A 26,824-nucleotide genomic window follows, 5' to 3' on the forward strand; every position below is an offset into this window, starting at 1 on the left:
CGCCAAATGGCAAAACTGAGTCTGAAGAATATCGCCAAGCGCTATCCCGGCGCCGAGCGCCGGGTGCTGGAAGAGATTTCGGTGGAGATCGCCGACGGCGAGTTCGTGGTCATCGTCGGCCCGTCCGGCTGCGGCAAATCCACGCTGCTGCGGATGGTGGCCGGGCTGGAGAGCACCGAGGACGGCGAGATCCGCATCGGCGAGCGGCTGGTCAACCCGCTGGAGCCCAAGGACCGCGACATCGCCATGGTGTTCCAGAACTACGCCCTGTATCCGCACATGACGGTGGCGCAGAACATGGGCTACGCGCTCAAGCTCAAGGGCATGGCCAAGACCGCCATCATGGAGCGGGTGCTGGCCGTGGCCAAGGTGCTGGAGCTGGAGGCGCTGCTCGAACGCAAGCCGCGCGAGCTGTCCGGCGGCCAGCGCCAGCGCGTTGCGATGGGCCGCGCCATCGTGCGCGAGCCGGCGGTGTTCCTGTTCGACGAGCCGCTGTCCAATCTGGACGCCAAGCTGCGCGGCCAGATGCGGCTGGAGATCCAGCAACTGCACCGCCGTCTGTCCACCACCAGCCTGTATGTCACCCACGATCAGGTGGAGGCGATGACGCTGGCCGACCGCGTCATCGTGTTGAACAAGGGCCATATCGAGCAGATCGGCGCGCCGGATGAGATCTACGACCGGCCGGCTTCCACTTTTGTCGCCAGCTTTATCGGCTCGCCGGGCATGAACCTGCTGGACGCCGAGGCCGACCCGCGCGGCGAGCGCCTGCTGCTGGGCGATGGCTCGGCCTTGACCTTGCCGCAGGCCAGGAGTGAGCTGGCGGGACGCAAGTTGCGCGTCGGCATCCGGCCCGAACACCTGCGCCTGGGCGGCGAGCCGGGCTTGAGTCTGAGCCTGCGGGTGGACAGCATAGAGATGCTGGGCGCCGATAATTACGTCTACGGCTTGATGGCCGGGCAAAACGCGGTGGCGCGGCTGGCCCACGGCCAGCGGCCTCAGCCGGGCAGCCGGCTGGAACTGACGGTGCGGCCGGAGGCGCTGCACCTGTTTGACGCCCAAACACAACGGAGAATCGAGTATGTCGCAGCACCTGAAGCAGTCCTGGCCGTATCCTGAGCTCGTCGCCCACCGCGGCGGCGGCACGCTGGCGCCGGAGAATACCCTGGCCGGCTTCCGCGAGGGCATCCGCTACGGCTACCGCGCGGCGGAGTGCGACGTGAAGCTGTCGGCCGACAACGTCTGCTTCCTGCTGCACGACGACACTGTGGACCGCACCAGCAACGGCCAGGGCGAGGCCAAGCTCAAAACCATGGCCGAGCTGTCGATGCTGGACGCCGGCGGCTGGAAGGGGGCGGCGTTCGCGGGCGAGGCGCTGCCGACGCTGGCCAATGTGGCGGCTTACTGCCGCGGCCAGGACATGCTGCTGAACATCGAGATCAAGCCGTGTCCGGGCCGCTTCGAGGAAACCGGCCGGCTGGTGGCGCAAGAGGCGGCGCGGCTGTGGGCCGGCGCGGCAGTGCCGCCCTTGTTGTCCTCGTTCGAGATCGAGGCGCTGCGCGCGGCCCAGGCGGCTGAGCCGGTGCTGCCGCGCGCCTTCCTGTGCGAGGAGATCCCGGCAAACTGGTGCGAGATTTTGCGCGAGCTGGACTGCGTGGCGCTGCACTGCGACCACCATGCGCTGACCGAGGCGCTGGCGGGCGACATCAAGCAAGCCGGCTACCAGCTGCTGTGCTACACGGTGAACGATACGGCTGACGCCGAGCGGCTGCTGGCCTGGGGCGTGGACAGCTTGTGCACCGACAGGCTGGACCTGCTGCCGGCGCGCGGCTAGCGCCGTTCAGGGCGACCAGCGTTGCTGGATGGCTTGCAGCTGGCCATTCTGCTGTAATTTCCTCAGCGCGGCCTCGAACTGCCGCGCGCGCGGGTCGCCCTTGGCGAAGGCCACGTAGCGCGGCATTTCCACCAAGGGCTTGGACAGCACCCGCACCTGGTTTTCCGCCTGCAGCTGCTGGATGAAGTACAGCAGCTGCGTCTTGTCGCCGACGATCACGTCCACCCGTCCCGCCAGCAGCATCGACACCAGCTGGCGCGGCGTGGTGGCGTGCTGGTCGCGTTCGAGGTCCGCCTTGTCGAAGTCGGTTTCGTAGCTGTAACCGTGCACTTGGCCTATCAGATAGGGCTTGAGATCGCTAAGGTCGCGCCAGTAGCGAAGACGGCTTTGCGCCAGCGTGATGAACACGGTTTGTCCGGTGCGCAGCGGCCCCACCAGCTCATATTGGGCGCGGCGCTCGGCGGTGCCGGTGAAGACGAAGCCGGCGACGGCTTCCTTCTGCGCCAGTTGCAGCTTGACTCTCTCCCAGGGCAGCAGGCTGATGCGGAACGGCGTGCCGGTTTCCCGCATCACCGCGCTCACCAGCTCCACGTCCAGCCCCTGCGCGCTGCTGCCGTCCCGTCCCTGGTAGCTGTACGGTTCGAAGCTGGCGTCGGCGACCAGTCGCCACGGCGGTTCGCCCGCCAGACAGGCGAGGCTCCACAGCGCCAATACCCAATAGCCTATCGCTTTCATGCTGCTTGCCGCTCCGATTGCCCGCCACGCGCGCATTTTCAGATTAGCATTTATCTACTTCAGGCTGAATAATTGATCTGCTTGAAAATGATTGGCAAAAGCCCATGCAGATCAGGCGTGGCCCTATGGCTGTTGTAGGATGGTTTCACCTTGCCAATCGCATGTCGCGTCATGCCGTCTCCACGTGGCAATGGCCTTGCCGCTTCTTATATAGCGATTTGCCGTTGCAATGAATTCAGCGCATGTCGGCATGTAAAATTGTTTTATTGCCATTTGTCCAGGTCTTTTGCTAGATTCGCCCACTTTGCCGCCAGCGCTGCGGCAAGCCAATCGGCAGGGGCTGACGCCGAATCTGCTTTCTGTTCTCAAGGTGCTTATCCCGGCGCCAGATCGGGATTCATCCAACCTTCCATTCCCGCGGCGACGCATACTGCCGCTGCGGGAAGGTTTACGCTCAGAACGCCAAGGAGAACCATGGAGTTGTTTCATTCACTGATCAATGCCGTCAACGATGTGTTGTGGGGCAAGATACTGATCGCGCTGTTGATCGCGGTCGGCCTGTATTTCACATTGCGTTCCGGCCTGTTGCAGCTGCGCCTGTTCCGGCGCGGTTGGCAGGAGATGACGGGCGGCCGCGGCGGCCACCGCAGCAAGAACGATATTTCGCCGTTCCAGGCCTTCGCCACCGGGCTGGCCAGCCGCGTGGGCACCGGCAATATAGCCGGCGTGGCCATCGCCATCGCCGTCGGCGGGCCGGGCGCGGTGTTCTGGATGTGGCTGACCGCCTTGCTCGGCATGTCCAGCGCCTTCGTCGAATCGACGCTGGCGCAGCTGTTCAAGACCAATCACCATGACGAAACCTTCCGCGGCGGCCCGGCCTACTACATCCAGAGAGGCCTGGGCCAGCGCTGGCTGGGCGTGGCGTTCGCGCTGTGCCTGATCCTGGCCTTCGGCCTGGTGTTCAACGCGGTGCAGGCCAACTCCATCGTCGCCGCCACAACCGGCGCCTGGGGCTGGCATCCGCTGTTCGTCGGGGTGGCGCTGACGGCGATGACCGCGCCCATCATCTTCGGCGGCATCCGTTCCGTGGCGCGGGTGGCCGAATGGCTGGTGCCGGTGATGGCGCTGATTTACCTGGCGATGGCCTTCTACGTGCTGGCCATCCATGCGGCGGAACTGCCCGGTCTGGTGGTGCTCATCGTCAAGAGCGCGCTGGGCCTGGAGCAAGCGGCCGGCGGCGCGGCCGGTTACGCGGTGAGCCAGGCGATGATGCAGGGCATCAAGCGCGGCTTGTTCTCCAATGAGGCGGGCATGGGTTCGGCGCCCAATGCCGCGGCCACGGCGGCGTCGCGCCATCCGGCCAGCCAGGGCGCGATCCAGATGTTCGGCGTGTTCATCGATACCATGGTGATCTGCACCGCCACCTCCGCCATCATTCTGCTGTCCGGCGTGCATGACCAGGGCCTGAGCGGCGTGGCGCTGACCCAGAAGGCCATCGAATCGCAATTCGGTCCGGTCGGCGTGTCGTTCCTGGCGGTGGCGATGTTTTTGTTCGCTTTCACGTCCATCCTGGGCAATTACGCCTACGCCGAAGGCAATGTCGAGTTCATTCTCAATAGCAAGCGCGGCCTGCTGGCCTTCCGCTTTCTGGTGCTGGCGATGGTGCTGTTCGGCGCGCTGGCTAGCTTGCCGCTGGTGTGGGACATGGCCGACCTGGCGATGGGCCTGATGGCGCTGATCAATCTGGCGGCCATCCTGCTGTTGTCGCGCTATTTCTTCATCGTGCTCGGCGATTACCAGCGCCAGTTGAAGGCCGGCGTGGCGGTGCCGGAATTCAAGGCGGACCGCTATCCCGAGTTGGCCGACAAGGTGGAGAAGGGCATCTGGTAAGCCAAAGCCCGCCGGCTTTTCGATTCGGCGCTGGCCTTGACCGCCATCGTGTTCTGCTCGGACATCTTTGAGACCTGCTCCACATTCAGTGCCAGCGTCTGGCTGGCGTGGCTCTGTTCGCGCAGCGAATCGGTGATCTGATGGATGCTGGCCAGCACGTCGGTGATGCGGAGACGTATTTCATTCATGCTGTTGCCGGCCGCGCGCGCGCGCTGCTGGCCGTCCATGATGGAGCGCATGCCCACCTGCATGCTCTGCGTGCCGCGTTGCGCAGTGCTCTGGATCTGGCTGACGATGTTGCTGATTTCGGTGGTGGACAGCGCGGTGCGTTCGGCCAGCTTGCGCACCTCGTCCGCCACCACGGCAAAGCCGCGTCCCATTTCGCCGGCTCGCGCTGCTTCGATCGCCGCATTCAGCGCCAATAGATTGGTCTGCTCCGCCACGTCGCGGATCACATCGACGATCCCGACGATGGATTCGGACTGTTTCCCCAGCTCGCCTATCGTGTCCGACACCGTGGACACGTCGCGCACAATGCCGTCCATGCTGCTGCAGGTGGCGGCGATCACCTTGTCTCCCTCGCCGGACTCTTGGACGGCGTCGGTAGAGAGCCGATCCGCTTGTTCCGATTGTTCCGCGCAAACCGACAAACTGGTGCTTAGCTGCTCTATCGCGGCAGCCATGTTGGCGGCGGCTTCGTTTTGCTGGCAGCTGCTGGAGGTGATGCTTTGCGCGCTCTGCGCCATCAGGGATGCAGCGCCGTTGACTTCATTGGCGGTGGAGATCAGTTGGGATACGGTTTCCCGCAACTGATTGCGCATGCTGCGGATGGTGGCGAGCAGGCTGGATTCGTCCTTGTCGCGCAACTGGATGCGGGTATCCAGCCGGCCGGAGGCGATCTGCTCGACGACTTCCTGCACGTAGAATGGCTCGCCGCCCAGTTGCAGCGTGATCGACAGATACAGTTGCTGGAACAGGAAGATGGCCAGCAGCATGGCGGCGAAGCTGATGCCGATATAGGTGTCGCGCTGCAGGGCGGTGCGGTCTATCCGGGCTTGCAATAGATCGTTCAGCCTAGCCAGCCCGTTGGAGATGTAGGCCGAGATGGCCTGGACGTTTTCGGCGGTATGGCCGGCGATCTTCAGCCCGCTGGCGCCGGTCTTGCCGGCGACGGCGTCGTCTATGCCCTGGCCTTGGTGTTTCAGGATGGTGGCCAGCTTGTCGCCCATGGGCGCAAGATCGGCTTTCAGTCCTGCGTTGTAGGCGAAGGCCTTGCTGACGTCGCTGACCAGGCCGTCGCTGGCTTCTCCGATCAGCGGGCGCAGTTCGACCAGCCTGTCCCGCTGTCCGGGTTCCAGCGGATGATTGGCCTCCGCCAGCGCGGCGACGGCATGCGCTTCGCCCAGGTGGATCAGCAAGGTGGGCAGCTTGGAGGTTGAGGCATCCATCAGATAATAGGTATCGATGTCCGGGTCCAGCGTCAGGTTGGAATTGTCGCTGATGGCGCCGATCAGGTTGTTCAGCTTGTCGTTGAAGGCGGCGTAGGCGGCAATCTGCTGCGCAGGCGCAGCATTGCCGGCGGCCTGCAAAGCGTTCCAGCCGGCAAGCGTGTCTTTCCAGGCGCTGTCGCTGTTCAGCGTGCCGCCAATCTGATCGTTGACCGTTTTCAAGGCCTGCCATTTGGTCTGCAGTTGCTGAGTCGCATCGCTCAGGCTGCTGCGGGCCTGGCTGTCGCCCAGCGCCGCGCGCACCGCCAGTTCTTGCTGCAGCTGCGCGGCGGCAAGGCAGGCGGTTAGCGGTTGCATATAGACGACGCCGATTTTTTCCTTTTTGGTCGACTCGATGTTGTCCTGATTGGTTCGATACAGGGCGTAGACCAAGTAGAGCAGCGCGAAGGCGAACAGTAGTCCGATGACGGCAAAACGCTTGGGATAGCTGAGGACTTGCATCAGCCGGACGATGGGGGTGGTCATGGCGATACTCCTTTCGTATTGCCCGCGCAGGAGGCCGGCGGGCAATACGTGGCGGAATGAAGTTCTCTACCCTTCAACTGTATAAGTGGAATTGCTTAATACAAGTCTAAATCATAGTGATTGACAGACGTGCCGCTATCGCGCGGGAAACAGTATCGGGCGGCGCTGACCGTGGAAGAGGAGGCGACTGGATGGGGCCGGCTGCGCGCGCCTTGCCGCTTGTGTCCGGGCAAGGCGCGCAGGCATGAAATCTCGCGCCAGAGGCGCGAGGGGGATAGATCAGATGGTTTTGGAATAACGGGCGTGGGTCTGCCGTTCGCGCAGATGACGGTCAAAGATCATCGCGATATTGCGGATCAGGAAACGGCCCTTGGGCTCCACCATCAGGAAGTCGCCGTCGAAGGACAGCAGGCCCTGCTGCTGGAAAACCCGAATCTGCGGCATTTCTTCGGTGAAGTATTGGGCGAAATTGATGCCGTAGATTTCCTCGATGGCCTCCACTGACAGCGAGAAGCGGCACATCAGGCCCTGGATGATGGTGCGGCGCAGCACGTCGTCGTTGTCCAGCGTCAGGCCGCGCACCACCGGCAGCTTTTTCTGATCCAGCGCGGCGTAATAGCCTTCCAGCGTCTTGTCGTTCTGCGTGTAACAGGCGCCGATCTTGCCTATGGATGACACGCCGAAGCCGAGCATGTCGCAGTCGGCGTGGGTGGAATAGCCCTGGAAGTTGCGTTGCAGCCGGCCCTGGCGCAAGGCGACGGCCAACTCGTCGTCCGGTTTGGCGAAATGATCCATGCCGATGAACACATAGCCGACATTGGTCAGCATCTTCACCGCGTCTTGCAGGATGTCCAGCTTGACGCCGGCAGGCGGCAGGTCGGCCTCATGGATGCGGCGCTGCGGCATGAATACCGTCGGCAGGTGGGCGTAGTTGTACAGCGCCAGCCGGTCCGGGTCGAGCGCCAGCGCGGTTTCCAGGGTGCGCAGCATCGATTCGCGCGTTTGCAGCGGCAGGCCATAGATCAGGTCCAGGCTGACCGACTGGATGCCGGCCGCGCGCCCGGCGTCGATCACGGCGCGGGTTTCCTCTTCGCTTTGAACGCGGTTGACCGCCTTCTGCACGGCCGGTTCGAAGTCCTGCACGCCGACGCTGATGCGATTGAAGCCATATTGCGCCAGTTTTCGCATCGTTTCGCGCGAAACCTTGCGCGGATCGATCTCTATGGAATATTCTCCATCTGACATGAATTCAAAATGAGTGGAAAGCATGCCCATCAATCGCTCAAGCTGGGCATCGGACAGGAAGGTGGGCGTGCCGCCGCCAAAGTGAAGCTGGATGACTTTTTCACGGCAGCCGAGCTGCTCGGCCACCAGGCGGATTTCTTTCTCCAGATAGTCCAGATAGATGTCGGCCTTGCTTTTGTCCTTGGTGATGATCTTGTTGCAAGCGCAGTAGAAACAGACCGTGTTGCAAAACGGTATGTGTACGTAAAGCGACAAGGGCTTGCGGTTGGCGCCGATGCGGCGCTGTTTCAAGCGGAGCAGATAGTCGCTTTCGGAAAAATTGGATGTAAAGCGATCCGCGGTCGGGTACGATGTGTACCGCGGCCCTGAGCCATCCAGTCGTTCGATCAGCTCGCGATCAAACTCAAAATGAGCGGGAGAATAAGGATGGGTGGTTTTCATGTCGTTTTCTGATGGAAAAACTTCTGGTGTACTGGTAAATTTGCGGAAAACCCGTGAACTCAGTATTGATAAGGGTCAACCTTTACCGGCTTGCAGCCCATACAGCATGTCAGAACACAATCACATACCCCTGCATAGTTTGAAAGTCTCTTGCTCCAGCTGTAGTTTGCGCGAGCTGTGCCTCCCGGTTGGCCTCAACCGCGAGGAGATGAGCCAGCTCGATACGGTGATTCGGCAGAGTCGCCGTCTGAAGCGAGGCGAGTACCTGTTCCATAGCGGCGAGTCTTTCAAGTCGCTGTTCGCCGTGCGCACCGGCTTCTTCAAAACCTGCGTCGCCAGCCAGGACGGCCGCGAACAAGTCACCGGTTTCCAGATGTCCGGCGAGCTGATGGGCCTGGACGGCATTTCCACCGGCAACCACAGCTGCGACGCCATCGCGCTGGAGGACAGCGAGGTGTGCGAGCTGCCGTTTGGCCGCATGGAGACGCTGAGCCGTGACATCCCCAGCCTGCAGCACCATTTCTACCGGCTGATGAGCCGCGAAATCGTGCGCGACCAGAACGTCATGCTGCTGCTGGGCAATATGAAGGCGGAGGAGCGCATTGCCGCCTTCCTGCTGAACCTGTCGCAGCGTCTGTCCACCCGCGGCTTCGCCGCCAACGACTTCATCCTGCGCATGAGCCGCGAGGAGATCGGCAGCTTCCTCGGCCTGAAGCTGGAGACTGTCAGCCGCACGCTGTCCAAGTTCCAGCAGCAGGGCTGGATCGCCGTCGATCACAAGCATATCCAGCTGGTGAAAGTGGACGATCTGAAGAACCTGATCTCCGGCTGTTCCCACGCCAACGGCCACTGATTCCGGCTCGATGGAAAAGCGAAAGGCAGGTCATTGACCTGCCTTTTTCATGCCCGCGGATGATGGCTGCCGCCAGGGATTACTGGATGATGCCGCCGCCCAGACATATGTCGCCGTGGTACAGCACAGCGGATTGGCCTGGGGTGACGGCCCATTGCTTTTCCTGGAAGGTCAGGCTGGCCTGGCCGTCGACGATGGGCGACAGCGAGCAGGCGGCGTCGGCCATGCGATAGCGGTTCTTGGCGCTGTAGTCGCCTGGCGCCGGCGCGTCCGGCAGCGTCCAGCTCAGGTCGGCCATGGACAGCGCAGGCTTCAGCAGCAGCGGGTGGTCGTGGCCTTGCACCACGATCAGCTTGTTGCCCGGGATGTCCTTGCCGGCGACGAACCACGGCTCGCCGTTGCCGTCCTTGCTGCCGCCGATCGTCAAACCCTTGCGCTGGCCCAGCGTGTAGTACATCAGGCCGATGTGCTCGCCCACGACCTTGCCGTCCGGCGTCACCATCTGGCCGGGCGAGGTGGGCAGATAGCGCTGCAGGAACTCGCGGAACGGCCGCTCGCCGATGAAGCAGATGCCGGTGGAGTCCTTCTTGGCGGCGGTGGGCAGGCCGGCTTGCTCCGCCAGCTGGCGCACTTCGGTCTTCTTGATGTCGCCCAGCGGGAAGATGGCTTTCGCCAGCTGATGCTGCTGCAAGCGGTACAGGAAGTAGCTCTGGTCCTTGGTGTGGTCCACCGCCTTCATCAGGTAATGGACGCCGTCCTGTTCCATCTTGCGCGCGTAGTGGCCGGTGGCGATGCAGTCGGCGCCGAGTTCCATCGCGTAGTCGAGGAAGGCCTTGAACTTGATCTCGGCATTGCACAGCACGTCCGGATTCGGCGTGCGGCCGGCCGAGTATTCCTTCAGGAAGTACGAGAAGACGCGGTCCTTGTATTCCTTGGCGAAATTGACGATTTCCATGTCGATGCCGACGATGTCGGCCACGCTCATGGCGTCCAGCGCGTCCTGCTTGATGGAGCAGTATTCGTCGTCGTTGTCGTCTTCCCAGTTTTGCATGAACACGCCGATCACTTCATGGCCCTGCTGCTTCAAGAGCCAGGCCGTTACCGACGAATCCACGCCGCCGGACATGCCGACGACGATGCGTTTCTTACCCGTCACGGGGTGCTTCCTTCCTTGCTGTTGCTTGCCTGTTTGACAGGCTCGGGTACGGCCGGCGGCTCGTAACCCGTCATCCAAACTGAAAGGGGAACCACCACGGGCGGTTCCCCGAAATCCTTGAACCAAGTGTCCACCGCCCAGTCCTGATTGGCGGCGTTGTCGTGCAGCACGCCGGTGTAATGCAGATCCAGTATCCACGGCGCGCGCCATTCAGGTGGCGCCGCATGGTGGAATTTCAACCAGCCCTGGCTATCCAGGTAGCGTAGAAAGGTTGTGACGTTGCTGCTGTGGTCCACGCAATCCATCCGGCCTTCGGCCGGGCCGTCATGGAAATTGCCGCCCTTGTCCTGCCAGATCGGCATATCGCGCGCGGCGATGAAGTACAGGGCCTGAACCGCGTCTGCTACCGCCTCGCGCTCGTTTTGAGCCGTATCGGCTTGGGATAGCCGCGCCGCCAGCCAATCACGCTCCTCTGCGGACAGTTCGAAGGAGGCGTGCCTGGAACATCGGTAATGATAACAGATGTTTAGCGCATCGGCGAAGGCCTGGGGCAGGGCGAAGAAGAGCAATAGGGCCAGCAGGGCTTTGATCATAGGCGGTATCCGGTAGGGTCTCAGCGCAGGTCGCGTATCAGGTCCAGCGGATGCAGTATGCCATTAAGATAGTCGTCGATGCATTGCATCACCACCGGGCTGCGCAGCCGCTGGGACTGGGCGGCGATCTCCTCGCGCGTCAGCCAGTGCACGGCGACGATGCCCTCATCCAGCGCGATGGCGCCTTCGGGCGCGGCGGCATCGCCGGCGAAGGCGAAGCGCAGATAGGTGATGTCGCTGCCGGCGCGGTCCGCCAGGTAAACGCCGACCAAGCCGCGCGGGGTGAAATGCCAGCCGCTTTCTTCGCGCGTTTCGCGGATGACGGCCTGCCGCAGGGTTTCGCCGCGCTCCAGATGACCGGCCGGCTGATTGAGGCGCAGCCCGTCCGCGGTTTCCTCCTCGACCATCAAAAAACGCCCATCGCGCTCAATGACGGCGGCGACTGTTGTATTTGGTTTCCATTCTCTATCGTTGTGATTGACAATCATTCTTGTTTGTCTCTATGATGATGATAACTATTCTTGATTGATTGTAAGCCAGAGGGGGCTTCCATGTACGTCTGCCTGTGCAACGCCGTGACTGACAGCCAGATCCGCCAAGCGGTGCATGGCGGCGCCACGCGCATGTGCGACCTGCGCCGCGAGCTCGGCATCGCTTCCGATTGCGGCAAGTGCGCTTGCATGGCCAATCAGATCCGCAAGGACGCCCAGGCCGAGCTGTCCTCCTGCTCGGTGGCCCGCAACGCCGCCTGATTTCCTCCCGCCGCCGGCATTTCTCGCCGGCCATGCCGCTATCGCGCCTTGAGATGAAGCCTTGCTGTGCCATAATGCCTGGATGATTTCCCAGGAGGATAGGACATGCAAGGCGACAAGAAGGTCATCAAATACCTGAACCAGATTCTCAAGAACGAACTCACCGCCATCAATCAATATTTTCTGCACGCCCGCATGTACAAGAACTGGGGCCTGAAGAAACTCAACGAGCACGAATACGAAGAATCCATCGACGAGATGAAGCACGCCGACAAGCTGATCGAGCGCGTGCTGTTTCTGGAAGGGCTGCCGAATCTGCAGGATCTGGGCAAGTTGCATATCGGCGAGAATCCCAAGGAAATGCTGGAGTGCGACCTGAAGCTGGAGATGGATGCCTTGCCGCTGCTGCGCGAAGCCATCGCCTACTGTGAGACCTCTCAGGACTACGTCAGCCGCGATCTGCTGGAGGACATCCTGGAAAGCGAGGAAGAGCATGTGGACTGGCTGGAGACCCAGCTCGGCCTGATCGAGAAGGTAGGTTTGCAGAACTACCTGCAAAGCCAGATGGAAGACGCCTCCTGACCGATTGCGCGTAGAGGTGAAAAAAAGGGGCTGTCGCGAGACAGCCCCTTTTGCATGGATGGCGCCCTTAGTTTTTGACCTTGGTCTCGGCCGCCGGCGCCGAAGCGTCGGCAGGCTCATCCTGCCAGGGCAGCGGCACTTTCTTCTGAAGGATGGTCAGGCCCTGCGCGTTGTAGCTCAGATCGGTGGAGATCTGCCCCTTGTCCTCCACCAGGTAGCCGTCGTTCTTCCATTGCGACAACTGGCTGTCCAGCAGGCTGCGCGCCAGGTCTTCCACTTCCTTCATATTCGGCTGCTCTTCCGCCGTGTGGTCCACCGTGAACAGATTGCGGGCCTGGGTCAGCACCAGGTCTTCCAGGGTCTGCCGCGGCAGGCTCAGCTTGGCTTCCGCCTCGATGCGCTTGGCCAGCAGCGTGATGTCGTTCAGGTCCGCCGGGGTCAGCCCGTTGATGCCCAGGCTGCCTTGCAGCTTGGCTTCGCCGGTCGGCATTTTCAGGTAGAACTCGTTGATCAGCAGCTTGGGATTGTTTTCCAAGAGCGGCACCGCGTTCTTCTTGATGGTGTCGACGTATTGCTTGCGCAGCACCGCCGGGTCCACGCCTTCAAACGGAATCGCGCTGATCGCCTTGTCCAGCTTGACCAGCGTCGGGCCGTGCAGGTGGTTGGCCGACACGTCGAGGCGCAGCGGGCCGTAGCGATGGTCGCTGATGTTCAGCTCGGCAAAGTTGACCTTGCCGCGCGTATTGACGAAGTCGTCCTGCTCGCTGGTGACGATCTGGTAGCTGAAATTCTTCAACACCACCGACGACGGCTTGAACTCGCCGGACGGGTTGACGAACTCGCCGACGCGGACGCGCGTCATCAGGTAGATCAGCTCGTTGAGCTTGATGCTGTAGGGCACGCTTTCGTGCGAGGTCAGCTGCACATTGCCTATGGTCAGCTCGCTGGTGCCCAGCTTGACGCCGGTGCCGCCCAAGCGCATGTCGGAGGCGTAATGCACGCCGTCGAACGACACGCCGCCCTTGCTGGACGCTTCCAGCAGGAAGCCCGGCGACAGCGCCTCGGTTTTGTAGTCCTGGTAGTTGTGCGAATAGTCGACCTTGAGGTCGAAGCCCTTCCACTTCATTTTCACGCCGGACAGCGCTTCTTCGTAGTCGAAGGCCGGCACGCTGACGTCAAGCAGGCCGCCGCCGCCAAAGCCGATGCGGTTGACGATGGTGATCGGCTCCTTGTCGCCGAAGAAGGTCTTCAGCGTCTTGCGGGTGGCGTCGCTCATCGCGAACTCGGTGCGCACCAGCGCGCGCCCCGGGCGGAAGTCGAACGAACCCAAGCCTGGCAGCGGACCATGCTGGATATGGTTGGTGAACTTGATCGTGGCGTTCAGCAACGGCTTCATATTATCCGGCAGCATGTTTTCGTAAGGGCCGGACAGATGGCGGTTGAACACCAGTTCGGTGGTCTCGGAGGACGAGAACCAGCCGCGTTCGTAACTGTGCGATTTGACCTTGAACAGCGGCACACCGGCAAGCATCCGGTATTGCTCCTGCAAGGTGTCTTCGGCCTTGACGCCGGCCCAATAGCTGGAACCCGCGTACAGGACAAACAGGCCGCCGATGGCGGCGCCGGCAATGATCAGCTGACGTTTTGGCAACACTAGTATTTTTCTGAACTAGGGTGAAATGAGGCTCTATGGTACACCAACAGCGGTTTGCATGGTGTTTTCGGCGGTGCATGCGGGAAAAACGCTCTGACAGCGGCGTCGGCTGTGTTATAGAATAGAGCTTTACCTCTAAGTAATTGGATTGATTGAAGACATGAACTGGCTCAACGGTCTGCTGGACCTTCCGTGGTGGGGCTATATCGTTGCCGCCCTGATCCTGACCCACATCACCATTGCCTCCGTCACCATTTTCCTGCATCGCCACCAGGCGCACCGCGCATTGGATCTGCATCCCGTCGCCAGCCATTTTTTCCGTTTCTGGCTGTGGCTCACTACCGGCATGGTCACCAAGCAATGGGCGGCCATCCACCGCAAGCATCATGCCCGCTGCGAGACGCAGGAAGATCCGCACAGCCCGCAGGTGCTGGGCATCAAGAAAGTGCTGTGGGAAGGCGCCGAGCTGTACCGCGCCGCCTGCAAGGACCAGTCCATCATGGACAAGTTCGGCCACGGCACGCCGGACGACTGGCTGGAGCGCAACGTCTACAGCCGCCACAACGCCAAGGGCATCGTGCTGATGCTGATCATCGACCTGATCCTGTTCGGGCCGCTGGGTCTGACCATCTGGGCGGTGCAGATGGTATGGATCCCGTTCTGGGCCGCCGGCGTCATCAATGGCCTGGGCCACTTCTGGGGCTATCGCAATTTCGAGAACGAAGACGCGTCCACCAATCTGGTGCCTTGGGGCATCCTGGTCGGCGGCGAAGAGCTGCACAACAACCACCACACCTTCGGCACCTCGGCCAAGCTGTCGTACAAGTGGTACGAGTTCGACATCGGCTGGATGTACATCCGCATCCTGGCGAGCCTGAAGCTGGCCACGGTGCGTAAGGTGGCGCCGCAGCTGGCGCGGGATCCGTCGCGGCCGCAGCTGGATCTGGAGCATCTGCAGGCCATCATCGCCAACCGCTACGCCATCGCCTCCCGCTACGCGCGCGAGCTGAAGGCGGAATACCGCGCGGAGCTGGCCAAGCTGAGCCTGCCTGAGCTGCCTCAGGTCAACTTGAAGCGCAAGATGAAGGTATGGCTGAAACAGGACGAGAAGGACATTCCGGAAGCCGAGCGCGCGCAACTGGCCAAGATTCTGGAGCAAAGCCAGGTATTGGCCACCATCTACACGATGCGGCAGGAGCTGACGCGTCTGTGGGAGCGCTCCAGCCTGAGCCGCGAACAATTGCTGCAGGAGTTGCAGGACTGGTGCAGCCGCGCCGAGGCCTCCGGCATCGCCGCGCTGCAGCGTTTCTCGCAGAACCTGAGGCAGACCGCGTTGGCCTGATCCCAGCGGTCGCCACGATCAAACCCGCATCGAGCCGATGCGGGTTTTTTCTTGCGCGGCGCGCGGTTAGAGTTTTTTTTTATATTCAAATTTCCAATAAAATTTGTTTTCTAAATAGCTTATGGAAATATAATGTGAGCCTGTTGCTTATCCGAGCGAGGTCATCGATGAGTGCATTGCAACTGGCGGAAGCGCCGCAGGATCAGCCGTACATCCATGGCTTTTCCGCCACTGAACAGGCGCGACTGGTGCGCCAGGCCCGATTTTTCGAGTCCATGGTGTACCGCGACGTCGACTTTTCCGGCGGCGGCCGGCTGCTGGAGGTCGGTTGCGGAGTCGGCGCGCAAACGGAAATCCTGCTGCGCCGCTTTCCGGACCTGAACATAACCGGCATCGACTTCAGCCAACGCCAGCTGGCGGTGGCGCGGCAAAGGCTGCAGGGGAGTCCGTACCAGGAACGCGCCACGTTGCTGCACATGGACGCGGAAGACATGGATTTCGCCCCGGCCAGCTTCGACGGCGCTTTTCTGTGCTGGATTCTGGAGCACGTGCATGCGCCGGAGCGGGTATTGGCCGAAGCGCGGCGCGTGCTCAAGCCTGGCGCCCGCTTGTACGCCACCGAGGCGATGAACGCCACTTTCTTCATGGCGCCGTATTCGGCGCGGCTGCAGCAATACTGGCTGGCCTTCAACGACCATCAGCTGGCAGTCGGCGGCGATCCCTTCGTCGGCGCCAAGCTGGGCAATATGCTGCTGCGGCTGGGTTTCCGCGATGTCGAAACGCGGGTCAAGACCTGGCATCTGGACAGCCGCGAGCCGCACCGCCGCCAGTTGGTGCTGGACTATTGGACCGAGCTGCTGCTGTCGGCGGCGGATCAACTGATCGAATCGGGCCGTGTGGACGCGCAACTGGTCGACGAAATGACGCGCGAACTGCGTCAACTGCGCAGCGACCCGGAGCTGGTGTTTTTCTACAGTTTCATGCAAGCCAGCGCGGTGGTGTAAAGCCTTGCTATACCTGGGTAGCAAGATGGCGAAGAAGTAGAAAATTTTTTGCTTTTTATATAACTAAAAATTACTAAAAGTAATTTCAAAATAGCCTGGAGTATTGAGATGAAAGATATGTCGGTTTTGTCGCTGATCGGCAATACCCCGCTGGTGAAGGTAAGCCATCTGGATACCGGCCCCTGCGAGTTGTACCTGAAGCTGGAAAGCCAGAACCCGGGCGGCTCGATCAAGGATCGGATCGCCTTGACCATGATCGAGGCCGCCGAGCGGGACGGCAAGTTGAAACCGGGCGGGGCCATCATCGAGGCCACCGCCGGCAATACCGGCCTGGGCCTCGCGCTGGTGGCCGCGCAGAAGGGCTACCCGCTGACGCTGGTGGTGCCGGACAAAATGAGCCGGGAGAAGATTCTGCATCTGCAGGCGCTGGGCGCCCAGGTGGTGCTGACCCGCTCCGACGTCGGCAAGGGCCATCCGGAGTATTACCAGGACCTGGCGGCGCGCATCGCCAGCGAAACGCCCGGCGCCTACTACATCGACCAATTCAACAATCCGGCCAACCCGCTGGCGCACGAAACCACGACCGGCCCGGAAATCTGGCGCCAGTTGGACGGCAAGGTGGACGCGGTGGTGGTCGGGGTCGGCTCCAGCGGCACGCTGACCGGCCTGACCCGCTTCTTCCGCGCCCGCTCTCCCGATACCGCCTTCGTGCTGGCCGATCCGGTGGGTTCGGTGCTGGCGGACTATGTCGAAACCGGCAGCTACGGCCAGGCCGGCAGCTGGCTGATCGAAGGCATAGGCGAAGACTTCATCCCGCCGCAGACCGATCTGTCGATGGTGAAGCGCGCCTTCCGCGTCAGCGATCAGGAAAGCTTCGACACCGCGCAGCGGCTGCTGCGAGCCGAGGGCATCCTGGCCGGCTCCTCGTCCGGGGCCTTGCTGGCGGCGGCCTTGCGCTATTGCCGCGAGCAAACCGAGCCCAAGCGGGTGGTGACGCTGGTGTGCGACAGCGGCAACAAGTACCTGTCCAAGATGTACAACCGCGACTGGCTGGTGGACCAGGGCATGTTGCGCCTGCCCGAGCTGGGCGGCCTGACCGATCTGATCGTCCGCCGCCACCAGGACGGCAGCACGGTGTCTTGCCATCCGGACGAGCCGCTCAACGTCGCCTACCAGCGCATGCGCCTGCACGATGTGTCGCAGATGCCGGTGTTGGATGACGACAAGGTAGTCGGCGTGCTGGACGAATGGGACTTGCTGCTGTCGGTGCACGGCGAGCCGGAAAACTTCCGCCAGACCGTGGCCACGGCGATGAGCAGCCATGTGCGCACGCTGTCGCCGCAGGCCTCCTTGCAGGATCTGCTGCAGGTGTTCAACGACGGCCACATCGCGTTGATCGTCGACAAGGGCCGCTACCTGGGGTTGATCACCCAGGCCGACCTGCTGTCGTTCTGGCGCCGCCAGCCGCGCGCCGCTTAAGCCGATTTCCCGCCCTGGCCGATTGCGCCGGGGCGCATGATTTTGAGAGAGGATTGAAAACATGACCGATTTCCACACTCTGGCCGTGACCGCCGGCGCCCATGAAGACGCTTTCGGCGCGGTGATGCCGCCCATCTACGCCACCTCCACCTATCGCCAGAGCGCGCCGGGCGAGCACACCGGCTATGAATACTCGCGTTCGCAGAACCCGACGCGCGAGGCGCTGGAGCGCGCCGTGGCGGAGCTGGAAGGCGGCCTGCGCGGCTACGCTTTCGGTTCCGGCCTCGCCGCCATTTCCACCGTGCTGGAGCTGCTGCCGGCCGGCAGCCACCTGATCGCGGTCAACGACCTGTACGGCGGAACCTATCGTCTGTTCGAGAAGGTGCGCAAGCTCAGCGCCAATCTGGAGGTGACCTACGTGGCTTCCGCCGACAGCGCCGCGCTGCAGGCCGCCATCCGCCCGAATACCAAGATGATATGGGTGGAAACGCCGTCCAATCCGCTGAACCAGCTGGTGGATCTGGCCGCGGTTGCCGCCATCGCGCGCAGCCATGGGCTGATCGGCGTGGTCGACAATACCTTCGCCTCGCCGGTCAACCAGCGGCCGCTGGACTTCGGCTTCGACATCGTCGTCCATTCCGCCACCAAGTATCTGAACGGCCATTCCGACGTGGTGGCCGGCGTAGCGGTGGTCAGCCGCGACAAGCCCGAGCTGGCCGAGCAACTGGCCTTCCTGCACAACGCCGTCGGCGCCATTCTGGACGCCTTTCCCAGCTTCCTGGTGCTGCGCGGCTTGCGCACGCTGGCGCTGCGCGTGGAGCAGCACAACCGCAATGCGCTGGCCATCGCGCGCTGGCTGGAGGCGCAGCCGTGGGTGGAGCAGGTGCTGTATCCGGGGCTGGAGAGCCATCCGCAGCATGAGCTGGCGCGCAGTCAGATGCAAGGTTACGGCGGCATCGTGTCGTTCTATTTGAAGGGCGATGTGAAAGTCTTCCTGTCGCGGCTGAAACTGTTCACGCTGGCGGAAAGCCTGGGCGGCGTCGAGAGCCTGGTCTGCCTGCCGGCCGCGATGACGCACGCGTCGATTCCGGCTGAGCGCCGCGCCGCGCTGGGCATCCACGACAACCTGATCCGGCTGTCGGTGGGCGTGGAGGGCGAGGCGGCGCTGATCGCCGATCTGGCGCAGGCCCAGCGGGACAGCTGAGCGCTTTGCCGCTAGAATCGACGGCGATAACCCACCGCATATGGAGAACGATATGAGCATCTACCGTCACAAGCAGGGCGCCCGCCTGGCCGAGGCCGTGGTCAGCAATGGCCTGATCTTTCTGGCTGGCCAAGTGCCGGAAAACACCGAGGCCGACGCGCGCGCCCAGACCGAGAATGTGCTGGCTCAGATCGACGCCCTGCTGGCGGAACTGGATTCGGACAAGACCAAGATCGTCGACGTCACCATCTTCCTGGCCAGCCTGGCCGATTACGACGCGATGAACGCCGCCTGGGACGCCTGGGTGCCGGCCGGCCATGTGCCCGCCCGCGCCACGGTGGAGGCCAAGCTGGCCAATCCGGCGTGGAAGGTCGAGATCAAACTGGTCGCCGCGCGCTGATCGCACCTGATTTGGACCAAGCCCGCCGCCGCAAGGCCGCGGGCTTTTTTGCGCGCGGGCATGCAGGTACTGGCATCGCGTGGCAAAAGCCTGTCATTGCGCCGGCAAGGCGGCGATGCGGGCTTGCAACTCGGCCAGACGGTCTGGATCGGGCCATCCGGCCGGCGTGACGAAGCCGCGCGCCACTTCGCGCCAGCTGCCGTCCGCCGCCGCTTGCAGTTCCGCCACCAATTGCGGCGTCGGATGGGGCTGCAGCCGCGCGCGCAGCTCGCCTTCCTCATGCGCGTCAGCCGCGTCCACTTTGGCCGGCGCCAGCCATGACAAGCGCGGCAGCCAAGCCCAGCGCGAGTCGGCATGGCGTCTCGGCCAGGGCAGCGCCAAGGGGGCGTGCCAGCCGCGCAACTGATCCGCGGCCAGCGGCGCCGATGGCGGCGGGTCCGCCGGGTAGAAGAACCAGCCAGTCAGGCGCGCGCCGACGCGGCAGCCGGCAAAGCCGTCCGGCAAGCGGGTGGCGGCGGCCGGGTGGCGGCTCAGTTCCAGCTGGGTGGCGAGTTTGCCGGCTTTCAAACGCCAGGCGTCGCGCAGGCCGGGGCCGATCAGCCCGTCCGGGCCCGCGCCCAGCTGCAGGTAGAACTTGCTGGTGATTTCCAGATGCCAAGGCTCGCCATCCTGCCAAAGCAGGAAGTCGAATTCGCCCAGTGTGCGCCCTTCCTCGTTGCAGACAGTCAGGTTTTCCGCGGCAAGGCGGATGTGCGGCGCGTGGCGGAACCAGAAGGAAAACAGTCTTTCGGCATAGTGGCCCAGCCGTTTGCTGGGGCGGGCCGCCAGCCAGGCCAGCAGCGGCGCCGGGTTTTGGTCCAGCGCGCGCAGCAGCGCCGCGCCGTCTGGTCCCAGCAAGCAGGATGGCGGCAGGTCGGCGCCGCAGCGCCACGGAGAAGGGGAGGTCAGCAGGAAGGCCAGGTCGCGCACCGCCGGGTGCGCGTAAGGCAGATCGAAGGCTGGCTCAGTCGCCATGGCCGGAGGCTTTGCCGGCGACGCGCTGCACTTGTTTGTAGAAGCCGCGCAGGATGTCGATTTCCTCGCGCAGCAGGCCGGCGCGATGGAACATGGTGCGCATCCGGCGCATCAGCCGTTCGCCGTTGCGGCGTTCGAAGTAGCCGATTTCGCCCATTGCCTGCTCCAGATGTCCGCACATGCCGTCCACCTCGCCCTGGGTGGCGGTTTCGCCGTCGGCGCGCAGGTATTCGACGTCCACGCCAGTGTGGCTGAACAGCTCGTAAGTCATCACCTGCACCGCCATCGCCAGGTTCAGCGAGAAATAGTCGGGGTTGCCGGGGATGGTGACCAGCCGGTTGCATTGCTCCACTTCCTCGATCGACAGGCCGAAGGTTTCGTTGCCGAACACCAGCGCCACCTGCTCGCCGTCGCGGGCGCGGGCGATCAGTTCCGGGGTGGTCTGGCGCGGCGTGGACAACGGGGTGGTCAGTTCGCGGCGGCGGCTGGTCAGCGCGCAGGCCACGGTGACGTCGGCCAGCGCTTCGGCCAGCGACGATACCACGGTGGCGCGCTCCAGCAGGTCGACTGCGCCGGAGGCCAGAGTGTTGGCCTCATCGCTGGGAAATACCTTCGGCTCCACCAGGTAGAGCCGGCTCAAACCCATGGTTTTCATCGCGCGGGCGGCCGATCCGATATTGCCCGGATGGTTGGGCCTGGCCAGCACCACGCGGATGTTTTTCAGAAAATCAGGTACTTGGGGTTTATTCATTGGCGTTTTCACATTAAAATAGCGGGCAAATACCAAAAGCCCGCGCCCACGCGTCGGGTTTTTTTGTTCCTTAACCCAGATTGTTACCGGCGGGTGTCGCGTCATAGACGGGCATCCGCCCATTGTTCAAGTGTAGAGGCCGTCAATGCATCCGATGCTCAATGTCGCGGTTAAAGCCGCTCGCCGCGCTGGCAGTGTTATCCAGCGCGCGTCGCTTAATCTCGATACCATCCGCGTAGAGAAGAAAAAGCACAATGACTTTGTGACCGAGGTGGATCGCGCTGCCGAAGAAGCGATCATCCAAACTATTCTCGAAGCTTATCCGAAGCACGCGATTCTAGCAGAAGAGTCCGGCGCCAAAGGCGTGGGTTCTTCTGAATACGAATGGATCATCGACCCGATCGACGGCACCACCAATTTCCTGCACGGCCATCAGCAGTACGGCATTTCCATCGCGCTGGCGCACAAGGGCCAGATCCAGCAGGCCGTGGTCTATGACCCTAGCCGCAACGATCTGTTCACCGCCTCGCGCGGCGTGGGCGCCTTCCTCAACGATCGCCGCATCCGCGTGTCCAAGCGTTTCATGATGAACGAGTGCGTGATTTCCACCGGTTTCCCGGTGGCCGATCAGAGCTATCTCGACCAGTACCTAGGCATGCTGAAGGACGTGATAGCCAAAACCGCCGGCGTGCGCCGCGAAGGCGCCGCTTCGCTGGATCTGTGCAATGTGGCCTGCGGCCGCGTCGAGGGCTTCTTCGAGCTGAACCTGAAGCCATGGGACATCGCGGCCGGCAGCCTGATCGTGCAAGAGGCGGGCGGCATCGTCACCGACTTCACCGGCGAACAAGGTTGGCTGGAGTCCGGCGACATCGTGGCCGGCAGTCCGAAAGTTCTGGCCCAGTTGCTGCAACTGCTGACGCCGCACGTCGCCAAGTAAGCGAACAGATTTCACTAAACGGCAAGCCTGGGCTTGCCGTTTTTTTATGCCCGCGCGCCCATGGCGCGGAACCGCTGGCCGTGTTGGTGTTCTATCTTGAATATACCTATGTGGGGTATCAAAGGGAGCGAATGATGCAACGACGTCGGTTGATGCAATGGGGCGCCGCGCTGGCGCTGGCGCCATGGATGATCCGCTCCGCGCGGGCCGATACGGCCGGGGCGGCGCATGGCGGGGAGCAGGCAGAGGCTGTCATGCCTGGCGTCCAGGCCCTGGGCATGCCGCGCGGCGGCGCGCTGCCGGAGGGGCTGCGTTTGCCGTTGGAGCGCAAGGACGGCGTCTTGCACGGGTGTTTGACCGCTGCGCCGCTGAATCTGCCCTTGCTGCCGGGAGGGAAGCCCACGGCGTTCTGGGCCTATAACGACAGCGTGCCGGGCCCGGCCATCGAGTTGTTCGAAGGCGAGGCGCTGGCGCTGCGCTTCGAAAACCGCTTGCCCCAGCCGACCACGGTGCATTGGCACGGCCTGCCGATTCCGGCCGACCAGGATGGCAATCCGCATGACGCGGTGCAGCCGGGGCAGGCGCGCGAATACCGTTTCACGCTGCCGCAAGGCAGCGCCGGCACCTATTGGTACCATCCGCATCCGCATGGCTATACCGCGGAGCAGGTGTATCGCGGCCTGGCGGGGGTGTTCGTGGTGAGAAGCCGCAACGATCCTTTGGCCCACCTGCCGGAGCGCTGGCTGGTATTGTCCGATCTGAAGCTGGATGACGATGGGCAGATCGCCGCCAATAGCGAAGCGGACCGAATGGATGGCCGCGAAGGGCAGTTCGTGCTGGTCAACGGCGCATGGCAGCCCAGGCTGACGCTGGGCATGGGCGAGCGCCAGCGCTGGCGGGTGTGGAACGCCACCAGCGCGCGGGTGCTGAAACTGGCGCTGCCGGCGCATGAAGTCTGGCTGGTCGGCACCGATGGCGGCCTGATCGAACGGCCGCGACGCATGGAATATGTATTGCTGCCGCCCGGCGCGCGGGTGGAGCTGGCGGTGACCGGCCGTTTCGCGCCGGACAAGCCATCCGGATTGCTGGCATTGCCGTACGCCCGCGGCAAGATGATGGGGCCGGAGCAGGACAAGGCCTTGCCGCTGGTGGGCATCGAGGCGGGCGCGGCCGTGGCCACCGCCGCGTTGCCGCGCCGCCTCGGCAAGGTGGCGGCTTTGCCCAAACCAACCGTCAGGCGGCGCGTGGTGTTCAGCGAGGATATGGCGAATCCGGCGGCCATGTTCCTGATCAATGGCCAGACCTTTGACATGGACCGCGTGGATTTCATCGGCAAGGTGGGCCAGGTGGAAGAATGGGAGATTGATAACCAGGCCGATATGGATCATCCCTTCCACCTGCATGGCACCCAGTTCCAGGTGACCGAGCGGCACGATGGCCAGGGCTGGAAAAAGGAGCCGTATCTGGCCTGGCGCGACGTCGTCAACGTGCCGCCGGAGCAGAAGGTGAGGCTGCGCTTCCGCCAGGAATTGCCTGGGCCGAGGATGTTTCACTGCCATATCCTGGAGCACGAGGATGCCGGCATGATGGGTGTGCTCGATGCGCGCGCCTGATGCCGGGCGGCATGAGAATCGGCGATAATGCCGCATTGACTGATCGGGATCGACGATGACCGACTCCAACCATACAAAAGACGATTGCTGCCACGAACGCGCGCCTGCCGAACGCACGGTGGTGCAGCCGGGCAAGGCCGCCTTGTTGAAGCGACTGGCGCGGATAGAGGGACAGGTGCGCGGCATCAGCGGCATGATCGAATCGGATCGCTACTGCGTGGACGTGCTGACCCAGGTGGCGGCGGTGAAGTCCGCGCTGGACGCGGTGGCGCTGCAGTTGCTGGAAAACCACATGAAGGGCTGCGTCTCGCGCGCCATGCAGCAGGGCGACGCCACCGGCATGGTGACCGAGCTGATCGACGTGGTGAAAAAAATCCGCTGAGGCGGGAGGGAAGAATGAAAAAACTGTTATGGCTGGCCGTTCTGCTGGCCGGCGCCGCCCAGGCCGCGCCGATTCCGTTTGCCACTTATATCCGGCTGCACAACGGCATGCAGGAGGCCGAGCTGATATCCAAGGCCGGCGCGCCGGATTACGCCAGCGACGGCCCGCAGACTAAAAGCTTGAGCGGCAATGGCACGGTGACGGTGGACAGTACGCGCGTCCTCACCTGGCTGGCTAACGACCAGTTGCCTTACACCACCACGGTCACCGTGAAAAACGGCGTGGTGACGGATATCAGCCGCAGCAAAAAGTTGTAAATCCGCATCGGCCACGGCGCCGGACGAGCCCATATCCGTAAAATCCACCGACTGATGTTTGCCTAGCTGCAGCAAAGTGCGTAGAATGCTGCGGTTTACTACCTTGCCTTTTGCAACCGCATGGCAAAAGGCTACGAATAGCCAAAAGGAGTTCGCATGCGTCACTACGAAATCGTGTTCATCGTGCACCCGGACCAGTCCGAACAGGTTCCGGCCATGATCGAGCGCTACAAGGGCATGGTTCTGGCCGCTGAAGGCAAGATCCACCGTCTGGAAGACTGGGGCCGCCGTCAACTGGCTTACCCGATCCAAAAGCTGCACAAAGCTCACTACGTTCTGATGAACGTTGAGTGCCAGTCGGAAACCCTGGCCGAGATCGAGCACGCCTTCAAGTTCAACGACGCCGTTCTGCGTCACCTCAGCATCAAGCTGGATCGCGCCATCACCGACGCGTCCCCGATGATGAAGGACGAAAAGGCGAAGAACCTGCTGGACGCCCAGCCGGCCGCCGAGACTGAAGCTTCTGCCTGATAGGCAGAGGTAGCGGTCTTGCAGAATCGTCTGCTACTGACCGTCACGGTTGAGCGCGAAGATGCGCTGAGATACACGCCCGCCGGCTTGCCGGTGCTGGAAATGTGGCTCAAGCATCAATCCCGGCAAAGCGCCGGGGGCTTCGAGCGTGATGTGGCCTGCGATATACAGGCCGTATGGATAGGCGAAGACGCCCGGAAACATGCCGGGAAGCTGGCGGGGCAGGTGATGAATGTCACTGGATTCCTGGGTCAGCGCAGTCTGCGCAATCCGCGGTTGGTACTCAATATCGAATATGTTGAATTTGTAAAAGGTTAGTCAAAATGGCTCGTCAACTCTTCAAGCGCAAGAAGTTCTGCCGCTTCACGGCAGAAGGCATCAAGGAAATCGACTACAAGTCCGTTGATCTCCTGAAGGATTTCATCGCCGAAAACGGCAAAATCATCCCGGCTCGCATCACCGGCACCAAGGCCCGCTACCAGCGTCAGCTGACCACCGCTATCAAGCGTGCTCGCTTCCTGGCCTTCCTGCCGTACACCGACCAGCACTAAGACCGGGAAAGGAACTTAAGAGATGCAAATCATTCTGCTCGAAAAAGTTGCCAACCTGGGTCAACTGGGTGATGTGGTGAATGTGAAGAACGGCTTTGCCCGTAACTTCCTGATCCCGCAAGGCAAAGCCAAGCGCGCTACCGAATCGAACCTGAAAGAGTTCGAAGCTCGTCGCGCCGATCTGGAAGCCAAGCAAGCCGCTATCCTGGCCGACGCCAAGGTACGCGCCGAGAAGCTGAACGAAGCCGTGATCACCATCGCCCAGAAGGCCGGTGTGGACGGTCGTCTGTTCGGCTCCGTGACCAACGTCGACGTTGCTGAAGCGGTTACCGCTTTCGGCGTCGAAATCAAGCGTCACGAAGTTCGCCTGCCGAACGGCCCGTTCAAGGCCATCGGCGAATACGACATCGAGATCGCCCTGCACCACGACGTGGTTGCTCCGATCAAGGTGGTTGTGGTCGGCGAAGCTTAATTCCTGTTTCAGGAAGCTTAGCGAAAAGCCCGCTTCGGCGGGCTTTTTCACGTTCATGGAAAATTTGGTTGCGTAATGCAACCAAATGCCTTTATGGTTGCGTTATGCAACTATTAGGGGTGAGCCATGGATGAGCGTCAATTGCGCGGCCTGTCGCGCGATATCGTCAGGGAGCTGGGCATGCTGGCCGGACGTTGCGGCGACGTCGAGCTGAGTCCGGTGGAGGCGCATCTGCTGATCGAGCTGGAGGCCGGGCCGGCCAGCAATCAGCAGCTGGCGGACCGGCTGCGCGTGGACAAGTCCAATAGCAGCCGGCCGCTGCAGCGCTTGGCGGAGCGCGGCCTGATCGCCTGGCGCGATTGCCCGGCCGATGGCCGCAGCAAGCTGGCTGGCTTGACCGATGCCGGCCGCGACTGGCTGAGGCGGCTGCATGCGGCGATGGATGCCGACATGGCGCGGGTGCTGCTGCAGCTGGACGAGGCGGAGCGGGCAAGGCTGGAAGAGGGGTTGCGGCTGTACCGGCGCGCCCTGCAGCATGCCGGCAGGCAGCAGGGCTATGTCATCCGGTCGCTGGCGGCGGCGGACAATGGCGCGCTGGCGGCGCTGATTCGGCAGGTGTCGTCGGAGTACGGGCTGGGCCAAGGGTGCGGCTTCATGGATCCGCAGCTGGACGCGCTGTTTTCCGTGTATAACCGTGTCGATTCGCGCTATCTGGTGATTGTCGGCCCGGATGGCCGGCTGCTGGGCGGCGGCGGCATCGCGCCGCTGGCCGGCGGAGAAAAAGGCGTGTGTGAACTCCAGAAAATGTACTTCGACGCCGCGCTGCGCCGGCGCGGCTTGGGCCGGCGCCTGCTGCGGCAGCTGTTGGCCAAGGCCAGGGCGCTGGGTTATCGCCAGTGCTATCTGGAAACCACGGCGGCGCTGGCCGAGGCGGTTTGCCTGTATGAGGCCGAGGGCTTTGTCCGGCTGCCGGCGCATTGGGGCGCGACAGGCCATGGCGCCGGTTGCGAGATCGCGATGGCGCGCGCCTTGTAGCGGCATATAAGCCAGCCCTGATCCTGGACAAGCCGCCGTTCCGTTTATCTTGCGACAATCGGGTTCTGTGATAAGGGGAGCGGC

The 26,824-nt window shown here is 62.7% G+C and carries 29 protein-coding genes; 20 read left to right on the forward strand and 9 right to left on the reverse strand.

All coding sequences use genetic code 11. From position 1 onward, the window contains the following. The first annotated feature begins 6 nt into the window (after positions 1-6). Both BI343_RS08110 and ugpQ read left to right on the forward strand, forming a co-directional pair. Positions 7-1,119, forward strand: coding sequence for a sn-glycerol-3-phosphate import ATP-binding protein UgpC (locus BI343_RS08110; protein ID WP_071109324.1), 1,113 nt, complete (start codon positions 7-9; stop codon positions 1,117-1,119). Beyond that, positions 1,082-1,834, forward strand: coding sequence for a glycerophosphodiester phosphodiesterase (ugpQ, locus tag BI343_RS08115; RefSeq protein ID WP_071109325.1), 753 nt, complete (start codon positions 1,082-1,084; stop codon positions 1,832-1,834). The genes BI343_RS08110 and ugpQ overlap by 38 nt, the downstream gene beginning before the upstream one ends. A gap of 6 nt (positions 1,835-1,840) precedes the next feature. On the opposite strand, the gene BI343_RS08120 is transcribed toward ugpQ, so the two are convergent. Beyond that, positions 1,841-2,569 carry a substrate-binding periplasmic protein gene (locus BI343_RS08120; protein ID WP_139165679.1) on the reverse strand — a complete coding sequence of 243 codons (729 nt, stop codon included), beginning with the start codon at positions 2,567-2,569 and terminating at the stop codon, positions 1,841-1,843. Between the two features lie 474 nt (positions 2,570-3,043). Between BI343_RS08120 and BI343_RS08125 the strand changes: the two genes are divergently transcribed. Continuing rightward, positions 3,044-4,459, forward strand: coding sequence for an alanine/glycine:cation symporter family protein (locus BI343_RS08125; RefSeq protein ID WP_071109326.1), 1,416 nt, complete (start codon positions 3,044-3,046; stop codon positions 4,457-4,459). Here BI343_RS08125 and BI343_RS19970 read toward each other — a convergent pair. Further along, positions 4,417-6,432, reverse strand: coding sequence for a methyl-accepting chemotaxis protein (locus BI343_RS19970; RefSeq protein ID WP_071109327.1), 2,016 nt, complete (start codon positions 6,430-6,432; stop codon positions 4,417-4,419). The genes BI343_RS08125 and BI343_RS19970 overlap by 43 nt on opposite strands. A 279-nt stretch (positions 6,433-6,711) precedes the next feature. Continuing rightward, positions 6,712-8,118 carry an oxygen-independent coproporphyrinogen III oxidase gene (gene hemN / locus BI343_RS08135; RefSeq protein ID WP_071109328.1) on the reverse strand — a complete coding sequence of 469 codons (1,407 nt, stop codon included), beginning with the start codon at positions 8,116-8,118 and terminating at the stop codon, positions 6,712-6,714. A 106-nt stretch (positions 8,119-8,224) separates the two neighbouring features. Between hemN and fnr the strand changes: the two genes are divergently transcribed. Continuing rightward, positions 8,225-8,971, forward strand: coding sequence for a fumarate/nitrate reduction transcriptional regulator Fnr (gene fnr / locus BI343_RS08140; RefSeq protein WP_043624341.1), 747 nt, complete (start codon positions 8,225-8,227; stop codon positions 8,969-8,971). 79 nt (positions 8,972-9,050) lie between these two features. Here fnr and mnmA read toward each other — a convergent pair whose 3' ends face one another. The 3 genes from mnmA to BI343_RS08155 are packed head-to-tail and all read right to left on the reverse strand — an operon-like array spanning position 9,051 to position 11,208. After that, entirely contained in the window at positions 9,051-10,127 is a 1,077-nt protein-coding gene (gene mnmA / locus BI343_RS08145; protein ID WP_043624339.1) for a tRNA 2-thiouridine(34) synthase MnmA, read from the reverse strand. Further along, positions 10,124-10,720, reverse strand: a complete 597-nt coding sequence (locus BI343_RS08150) for a hypothetical protein (protein WP_071109329.1) — start codon at positions 10,718-10,720, stop codon at positions 10,124-10,126. Before BI343_RS08150 ends, mnmA begins: the two co-directional genes overlap by 4 nt. Before the next feature lie 20 nt (positions 10,721-10,740). Then, the gene (locus tag BI343_RS08155; RefSeq protein ID WP_071109330.1) at positions 10,741-11,208 is read right to left on the reverse strand and encodes an NUDIX hydrolase; all 468 of its coding nucleotides are present in this window, start codon (positions 11,206-11,208) and stop codon (positions 10,741-10,743) included. 63 nt (positions 11,209-11,271) lie between these two features. Here BI343_RS08155 and BI343_RS08160 point away from each other — a divergent pair, with 63 nt between their 5' ends. Both BI343_RS08160 and bfr read left to right on the forward strand, forming a co-directional pair. After that, on the forward strand, positions 11,272-11,472 hold the full coding sequence (locus tag BI343_RS08160; RefSeq protein ID WP_071109331.1) for a (2Fe-2S)-binding protein: 201 nt from the start codon (positions 11,272-11,274) through the stop codon (positions 11,470-11,472). A 105-nt stretch (positions 11,473-11,577) separates the two neighbouring features. Beyond that, positions 11,578-12,054 carry a bacterioferritin gene (bfr, locus tag BI343_RS08165; protein ID WP_043624334.1) on the forward strand — a complete coding sequence of 159 codons (477 nt, stop codon included), beginning with the start codon at positions 11,578-11,580 and terminating at the stop codon, positions 12,052-12,054. 67 nt (positions 12,055-12,121) lie between these two features. Here the strand turns inward: bfr and BI343_RS08170 are convergent, their stop codons facing one another. Beyond that, positions 12,122-13,708 carry a YdgA family protein gene (locus tag BI343_RS08170; RefSeq protein WP_244886599.1) on the reverse strand — a complete coding sequence of 529 codons (1,587 nt, stop codon included), beginning with the start codon at positions 13,706-13,708 and terminating at the stop codon, positions 12,122-12,124. A 160-nt stretch (positions 13,709-13,868) separates the two neighbouring features. Between BI343_RS08170 and BI343_RS08175 the strand changes: the two genes are divergently transcribed. The 5 genes from BI343_RS08175 to BI343_RS08195 all read left to right on the forward strand — a co-directional run bounded on the left by BI343_RS08175 (position 13,869) and on the right by BI343_RS08195 (position 19,137). Further along, entirely contained in the window at positions 13,869-15,050 is a 1,182-nt protein-coding gene (locus tag BI343_RS08175; RefSeq protein ID WP_071109333.1) for a DesA family fatty acid desaturase, read from the forward strand. A 167-nt stretch (positions 15,051-15,217) separates the two neighbouring features. Next, positions 15,218-16,054 carry a class I SAM-dependent methyltransferase gene (locus tag BI343_RS08180; RefSeq protein WP_043624323.1) on the forward strand — a complete coding sequence of 279 codons (837 nt, stop codon included), beginning with the start codon at positions 15,218-15,220 and terminating at the stop codon, positions 16,052-16,054. A gap of 108 nt (positions 16,055-16,162) precedes the next feature. Further along, complete coding sequence (locus tag BI343_RS08185) at positions 16,163-17,533, forward strand: pyridoxal-phosphate dependent enzyme (RefSeq protein ID WP_071109334.1); 1,371 nt, start codon at positions 16,163-16,165, stop codon at positions 17,531-17,533. Positions 17,534-17,594: 61 nt separating this feature from the next. Next, entirely contained in the window at positions 17,595-18,737 is a 1,143-nt protein-coding gene (locus tag BI343_RS08190; RefSeq protein WP_071109335.1) for a trans-sulfuration enzyme family protein, read from the forward strand. 52 nt (positions 18,738-18,789) lie between these two features. Then, entirely contained in the window at positions 18,790-19,137 is a 348-nt protein-coding gene (locus BI343_RS08195; RefSeq protein WP_043624316.1) for a RidA family protein, read from the forward strand. Positions 19,138-19,230: 93 nt separating this feature from the next. Here BI343_RS08195 and BI343_RS08200 read toward each other — a convergent pair whose 3' ends face one another. Together BI343_RS08200 and BI343_RS08205 are read right to left on the reverse strand one after the other, a co-directional pair. Then, the gene (locus BI343_RS08200; protein ID WP_083340867.1) at positions 19,231-20,151 is read right to left on the reverse strand and encodes a DUF1853 family protein; all 921 of its coding nucleotides are present in this window, start codon (positions 20,149-20,151) and stop codon (positions 19,231-19,233) included. Continuing rightward, complete coding sequence (locus tag BI343_RS08205; protein ID WP_071109336.1) at positions 20,141-20,902, reverse strand: RNA methyltransferase; 762 nt, start codon at positions 20,900-20,902, stop codon at positions 20,141-20,143. Before BI343_RS08205 ends, BI343_RS08200 begins: the two co-directional genes overlap by 11 nt. A 145-nt stretch (positions 20,903-21,047) precedes the next feature. Here BI343_RS08205 and BI343_RS08210 point away from each other — a divergent pair, with 145 nt between their 5' ends. The 9 genes from BI343_RS08210 to BI343_RS08250 all read left to right on the forward strand — a co-directional run bounded on the left by BI343_RS08210 (position 21,048) and on the right by BI343_RS08250 (position 26,740). Continuing rightward, positions 21,048-21,839, forward strand: a complete 792-nt coding sequence (locus BI343_RS08210; protein WP_071109337.1) for an inositol monophosphatase family protein — start codon at positions 21,048-21,050, stop codon at positions 21,837-21,839. A gap of 131 nt (positions 21,840-21,970) precedes the next feature. Continuing rightward, positions 21,971-23,452 (forward strand): multicopper oxidase family protein, encoded by a 1,482-nt coding sequence (locus tag BI343_RS08215; protein ID WP_139165680.1) that lies wholly within the window; start codon positions 21,971-21,973, stop codon positions 23,450-23,452. Between the two features lie 55 nt (positions 23,453-23,507). Next, entirely contained in the window at positions 23,508-23,834 is a 327-nt protein-coding gene (locus BI343_RS08220; RefSeq protein WP_043624301.1) for a metal-sensitive transcriptional regulator, read from the forward strand. A gap of 14 nt (positions 23,835-23,848) precedes the next feature. Beyond that, entirely contained in the window at positions 23,849-24,151 is a 303-nt protein-coding gene (locus BI343_RS08225; RefSeq protein ID WP_043624298.1) for a hypothetical protein, read from the forward strand. A 156-nt stretch (positions 24,152-24,307) separates the two neighbouring features. Then, positions 24,308-24,682 (forward strand): 30S ribosomal protein S6, encoded by a 375-nt coding sequence (gene rpsF / locus BI343_RS08230; protein WP_071109338.1) that lies wholly within the window; start codon positions 24,308-24,310, stop codon positions 24,680-24,682. Between the two features lie 18 nt (positions 24,683-24,700). Further along, positions 24,701-25,000: a primosomal replication protein N gene (gene priB, locus BI343_RS08235; protein WP_071109339.1), complete on the forward strand. Its 300-nt coding sequence runs from the start codon at positions 24,701-24,703 to the stop codon at positions 24,998-25,000. 5 nt (positions 25,001-25,005) lie between these two features. Next, positions 25,006-25,233 (forward strand): 30S ribosomal protein S18, encoded by a 228-nt coding sequence (gene rpsR, locus BI343_RS08240; protein ID WP_011137185.1) that lies wholly within the window; start codon positions 25,006-25,008, stop codon positions 25,231-25,233. A 22-nt stretch (positions 25,234-25,255) separates the two neighbouring features. Beyond that, positions 25,256-25,705 carry a 50S ribosomal protein L9 gene (rplI, locus tag BI343_RS08245; RefSeq protein ID WP_043624291.1) on the forward strand — a complete coding sequence of 150 codons (450 nt, stop codon included), beginning with the start codon at positions 25,256-25,258 and terminating at the stop codon, positions 25,703-25,705. Between the two features lie 126 nt (positions 25,706-25,831). Further along, positions 25,832-26,740 (forward strand): MarR family transcriptional regulator, encoded by a 909-nt coding sequence (locus tag BI343_RS08250; RefSeq protein ID WP_071109340.1) that lies wholly within the window; start codon positions 25,832-25,834, stop codon positions 26,738-26,740. The last annotated feature ends 84 nt before the right edge of the window (positions 26,741-26,824 follow it).

Origin of the sequence: Chromobacterium amazonense (assembly GCF_001855565.1) — a bacterium.
GTDB classification, from domain to species: domain Bacteria; phylum Pseudomonadota; class Gammaproteobacteria; order Burkholderiales; family Chromobacteriaceae; genus Chromobacterium; species Chromobacterium amazonense.

What these genes read in the sequence shown, in the direction of transcription:
- BI343_RS08185 (WP_071109334.1), top strand. Translation starts at nt 16,163, where the DNA reads ATGAAAGATATGTCGGTTTTGTCGCTGATCGGCAATACCCCGCTGGTG.
- rpsF (WP_071109338.1), top strand. Translation starts at nt 24,308, where the DNA reads ATGCGTCACTACGAAATCGTGTTCATCGTGCACCCGGACCAGTCCGAA.
- BI343_RS08120 (WP_139165679.1), bottom strand. Translation starts at nt 2,569, where the DNA reads ATGAAAGCGATAGGCTATTGGGTATTGGCGCTGTGGAGCCTCGCCTGT.
- BI343_RS08150 (WP_071109329.1), bottom strand. Translation starts at nt 10,720, where the DNA reads ATGATCAAAGCCCTGCTGGCCCTATTGCTCTTCTTCGCCCTGCCCCAG.
- rplI (WP_043624291.1), top strand. Translation starts at nt 25,256, where the DNA reads ATGCAAATCATTCTGCTCGAAAAAGTTGCCAACCTGGGTCAACTGGGT.
- BI343_RS08210 (WP_071109337.1), top strand. Translation starts at nt 21,048, where the DNA reads ATGCATCCGATGCTCAATGTCGCGGTTAAAGCCGCTCGCCGCGCTGGC.
- BI343_RS08250 (WP_071109340.1), top strand. Translation starts at nt 25,832, where the DNA reads ATGGATGAGCGTCAATTGCGCGGCCTGTCGCGCGATATCGTCAGGGAG.
- BI343_RS08220 (WP_043624301.1), top strand. Translation starts at nt 23,508, where the DNA reads ATGACCGACTCCAACCATACAAAAGACGATTGCTGCCACGAACGCGCG.
- BI343_RS08180 (WP_043624323.1), top strand. Translation starts at nt 15,218, where the DNA reads ATGAGTGCATTGCAACTGGCGGAAGCGCCGCAGGATCAGCCGTACATC.
- bfr (WP_043624334.1), top strand. Translation starts at nt 11,578, where the DNA reads ATGCAAGGCGACAAGAAGGTCATCAAATACCTGAACCAGATTCTCAAG.
- BI343_RS08160 (WP_071109331.1), top strand. Translation starts at nt 11,272, where the DNA reads ATGTACGTCTGCCTGTGCAACGCCGTGACTGACAGCCAGATCCGCCAA.
- hemN (WP_071109328.1), bottom strand. Translation starts at nt 8,118, where the DNA reads ATGAAAACCACCCATCCTTATTCTCCCGCTCATTTTGAGTTTGATCGC.
- ugpQ (WP_071109325.1), top strand. Translation starts at nt 1,082, where the DNA reads ATGTCGCAGCACCTGAAGCAGTCCTGGCCGTATCCTGAGCTCGTCGCC.
- BI343_RS08190 (WP_071109335.1), top strand. Translation starts at nt 17,595, where the DNA reads ATGACCGATTTCCACACTCTGGCCGTGACCGCCGGCGCCCATGAAGAC.
- BI343_RS08200 (WP_083340867.1), bottom strand. Translation starts at nt 20,151, where the DNA reads ATGGCGACTGAGCCAGCCTTCGATCTGCCTTACGCGCACCCGGCGGTG.
- BI343_RS08175 (WP_071109333.1), top strand. Translation starts at nt 13,869, where the DNA reads ATGAACTGGCTCAACGGTCTGCTGGACCTTCCGTGGTGGGGCTATATC.
- BI343_RS08205 (WP_071109336.1), bottom strand. Translation starts at nt 20,902, where the DNA reads ATGAATAAACCCCAAGTACCTGATTTTCTGAAAAACATCCGCGTGGTG.
- rpsR (WP_011137185.1), top strand. Translation starts at nt 25,006, where the DNA reads ATGGCTCGTCAACTCTTCAAGCGCAAGAAGTTCTGCCGCTTCACGGCA.
- BI343_RS08110 (WP_071109324.1), top strand. Translation starts at nt 7, where the DNA reads ATGGCAAAACTGAGTCTGAAGAATATCGCCAAGCGCTATCCCGGCGCC.
- BI343_RS19970 (WP_071109327.1), bottom strand. Translation starts at nt 6,432, where the DNA reads ATGACCACCCCCATCGTCCGGCTGATGCAAGTCCTCAGCTATCCCAAG.
- BI343_RS08215 (WP_139165680.1), top strand. Translation starts at nt 21,971, where the DNA reads ATGATGCAACGACGTCGGTTGATGCAATGGGGCGCCGCGCTGGCGCTG.
- BI343_RS08195 (WP_043624316.1), top strand. Translation starts at nt 18,790, where the DNA reads ATGAGCATCTACCGTCACAAGCAGGGCGCCCGCCTGGCCGAGGCCGTG.
- BI343_RS08225 (WP_043624298.1), top strand. Translation starts at nt 23,849, where the DNA reads ATGAAAAAACTGTTATGGCTGGCCGTTCTGCTGGCCGGCGCCGCCCAG.
- BI343_RS08155 (WP_071109330.1), bottom strand. Translation starts at nt 11,208, where the DNA reads ATGATTGTCAATCACAACGATAGAGAATGGAAACCAAATACAACAGTC.
- fnr (WP_043624341.1), top strand. Translation starts at nt 8,225, where the DNA reads ATGTCAGAACACAATCACATACCCCTGCATAGTTTGAAAGTCTCTTGC.
- BI343_RS08125 (WP_071109326.1), top strand. Translation starts at nt 3,044, where the DNA reads ATGGAGTTGTTTCATTCACTGATCAATGCCGTCAACGATGTGTTGTGG.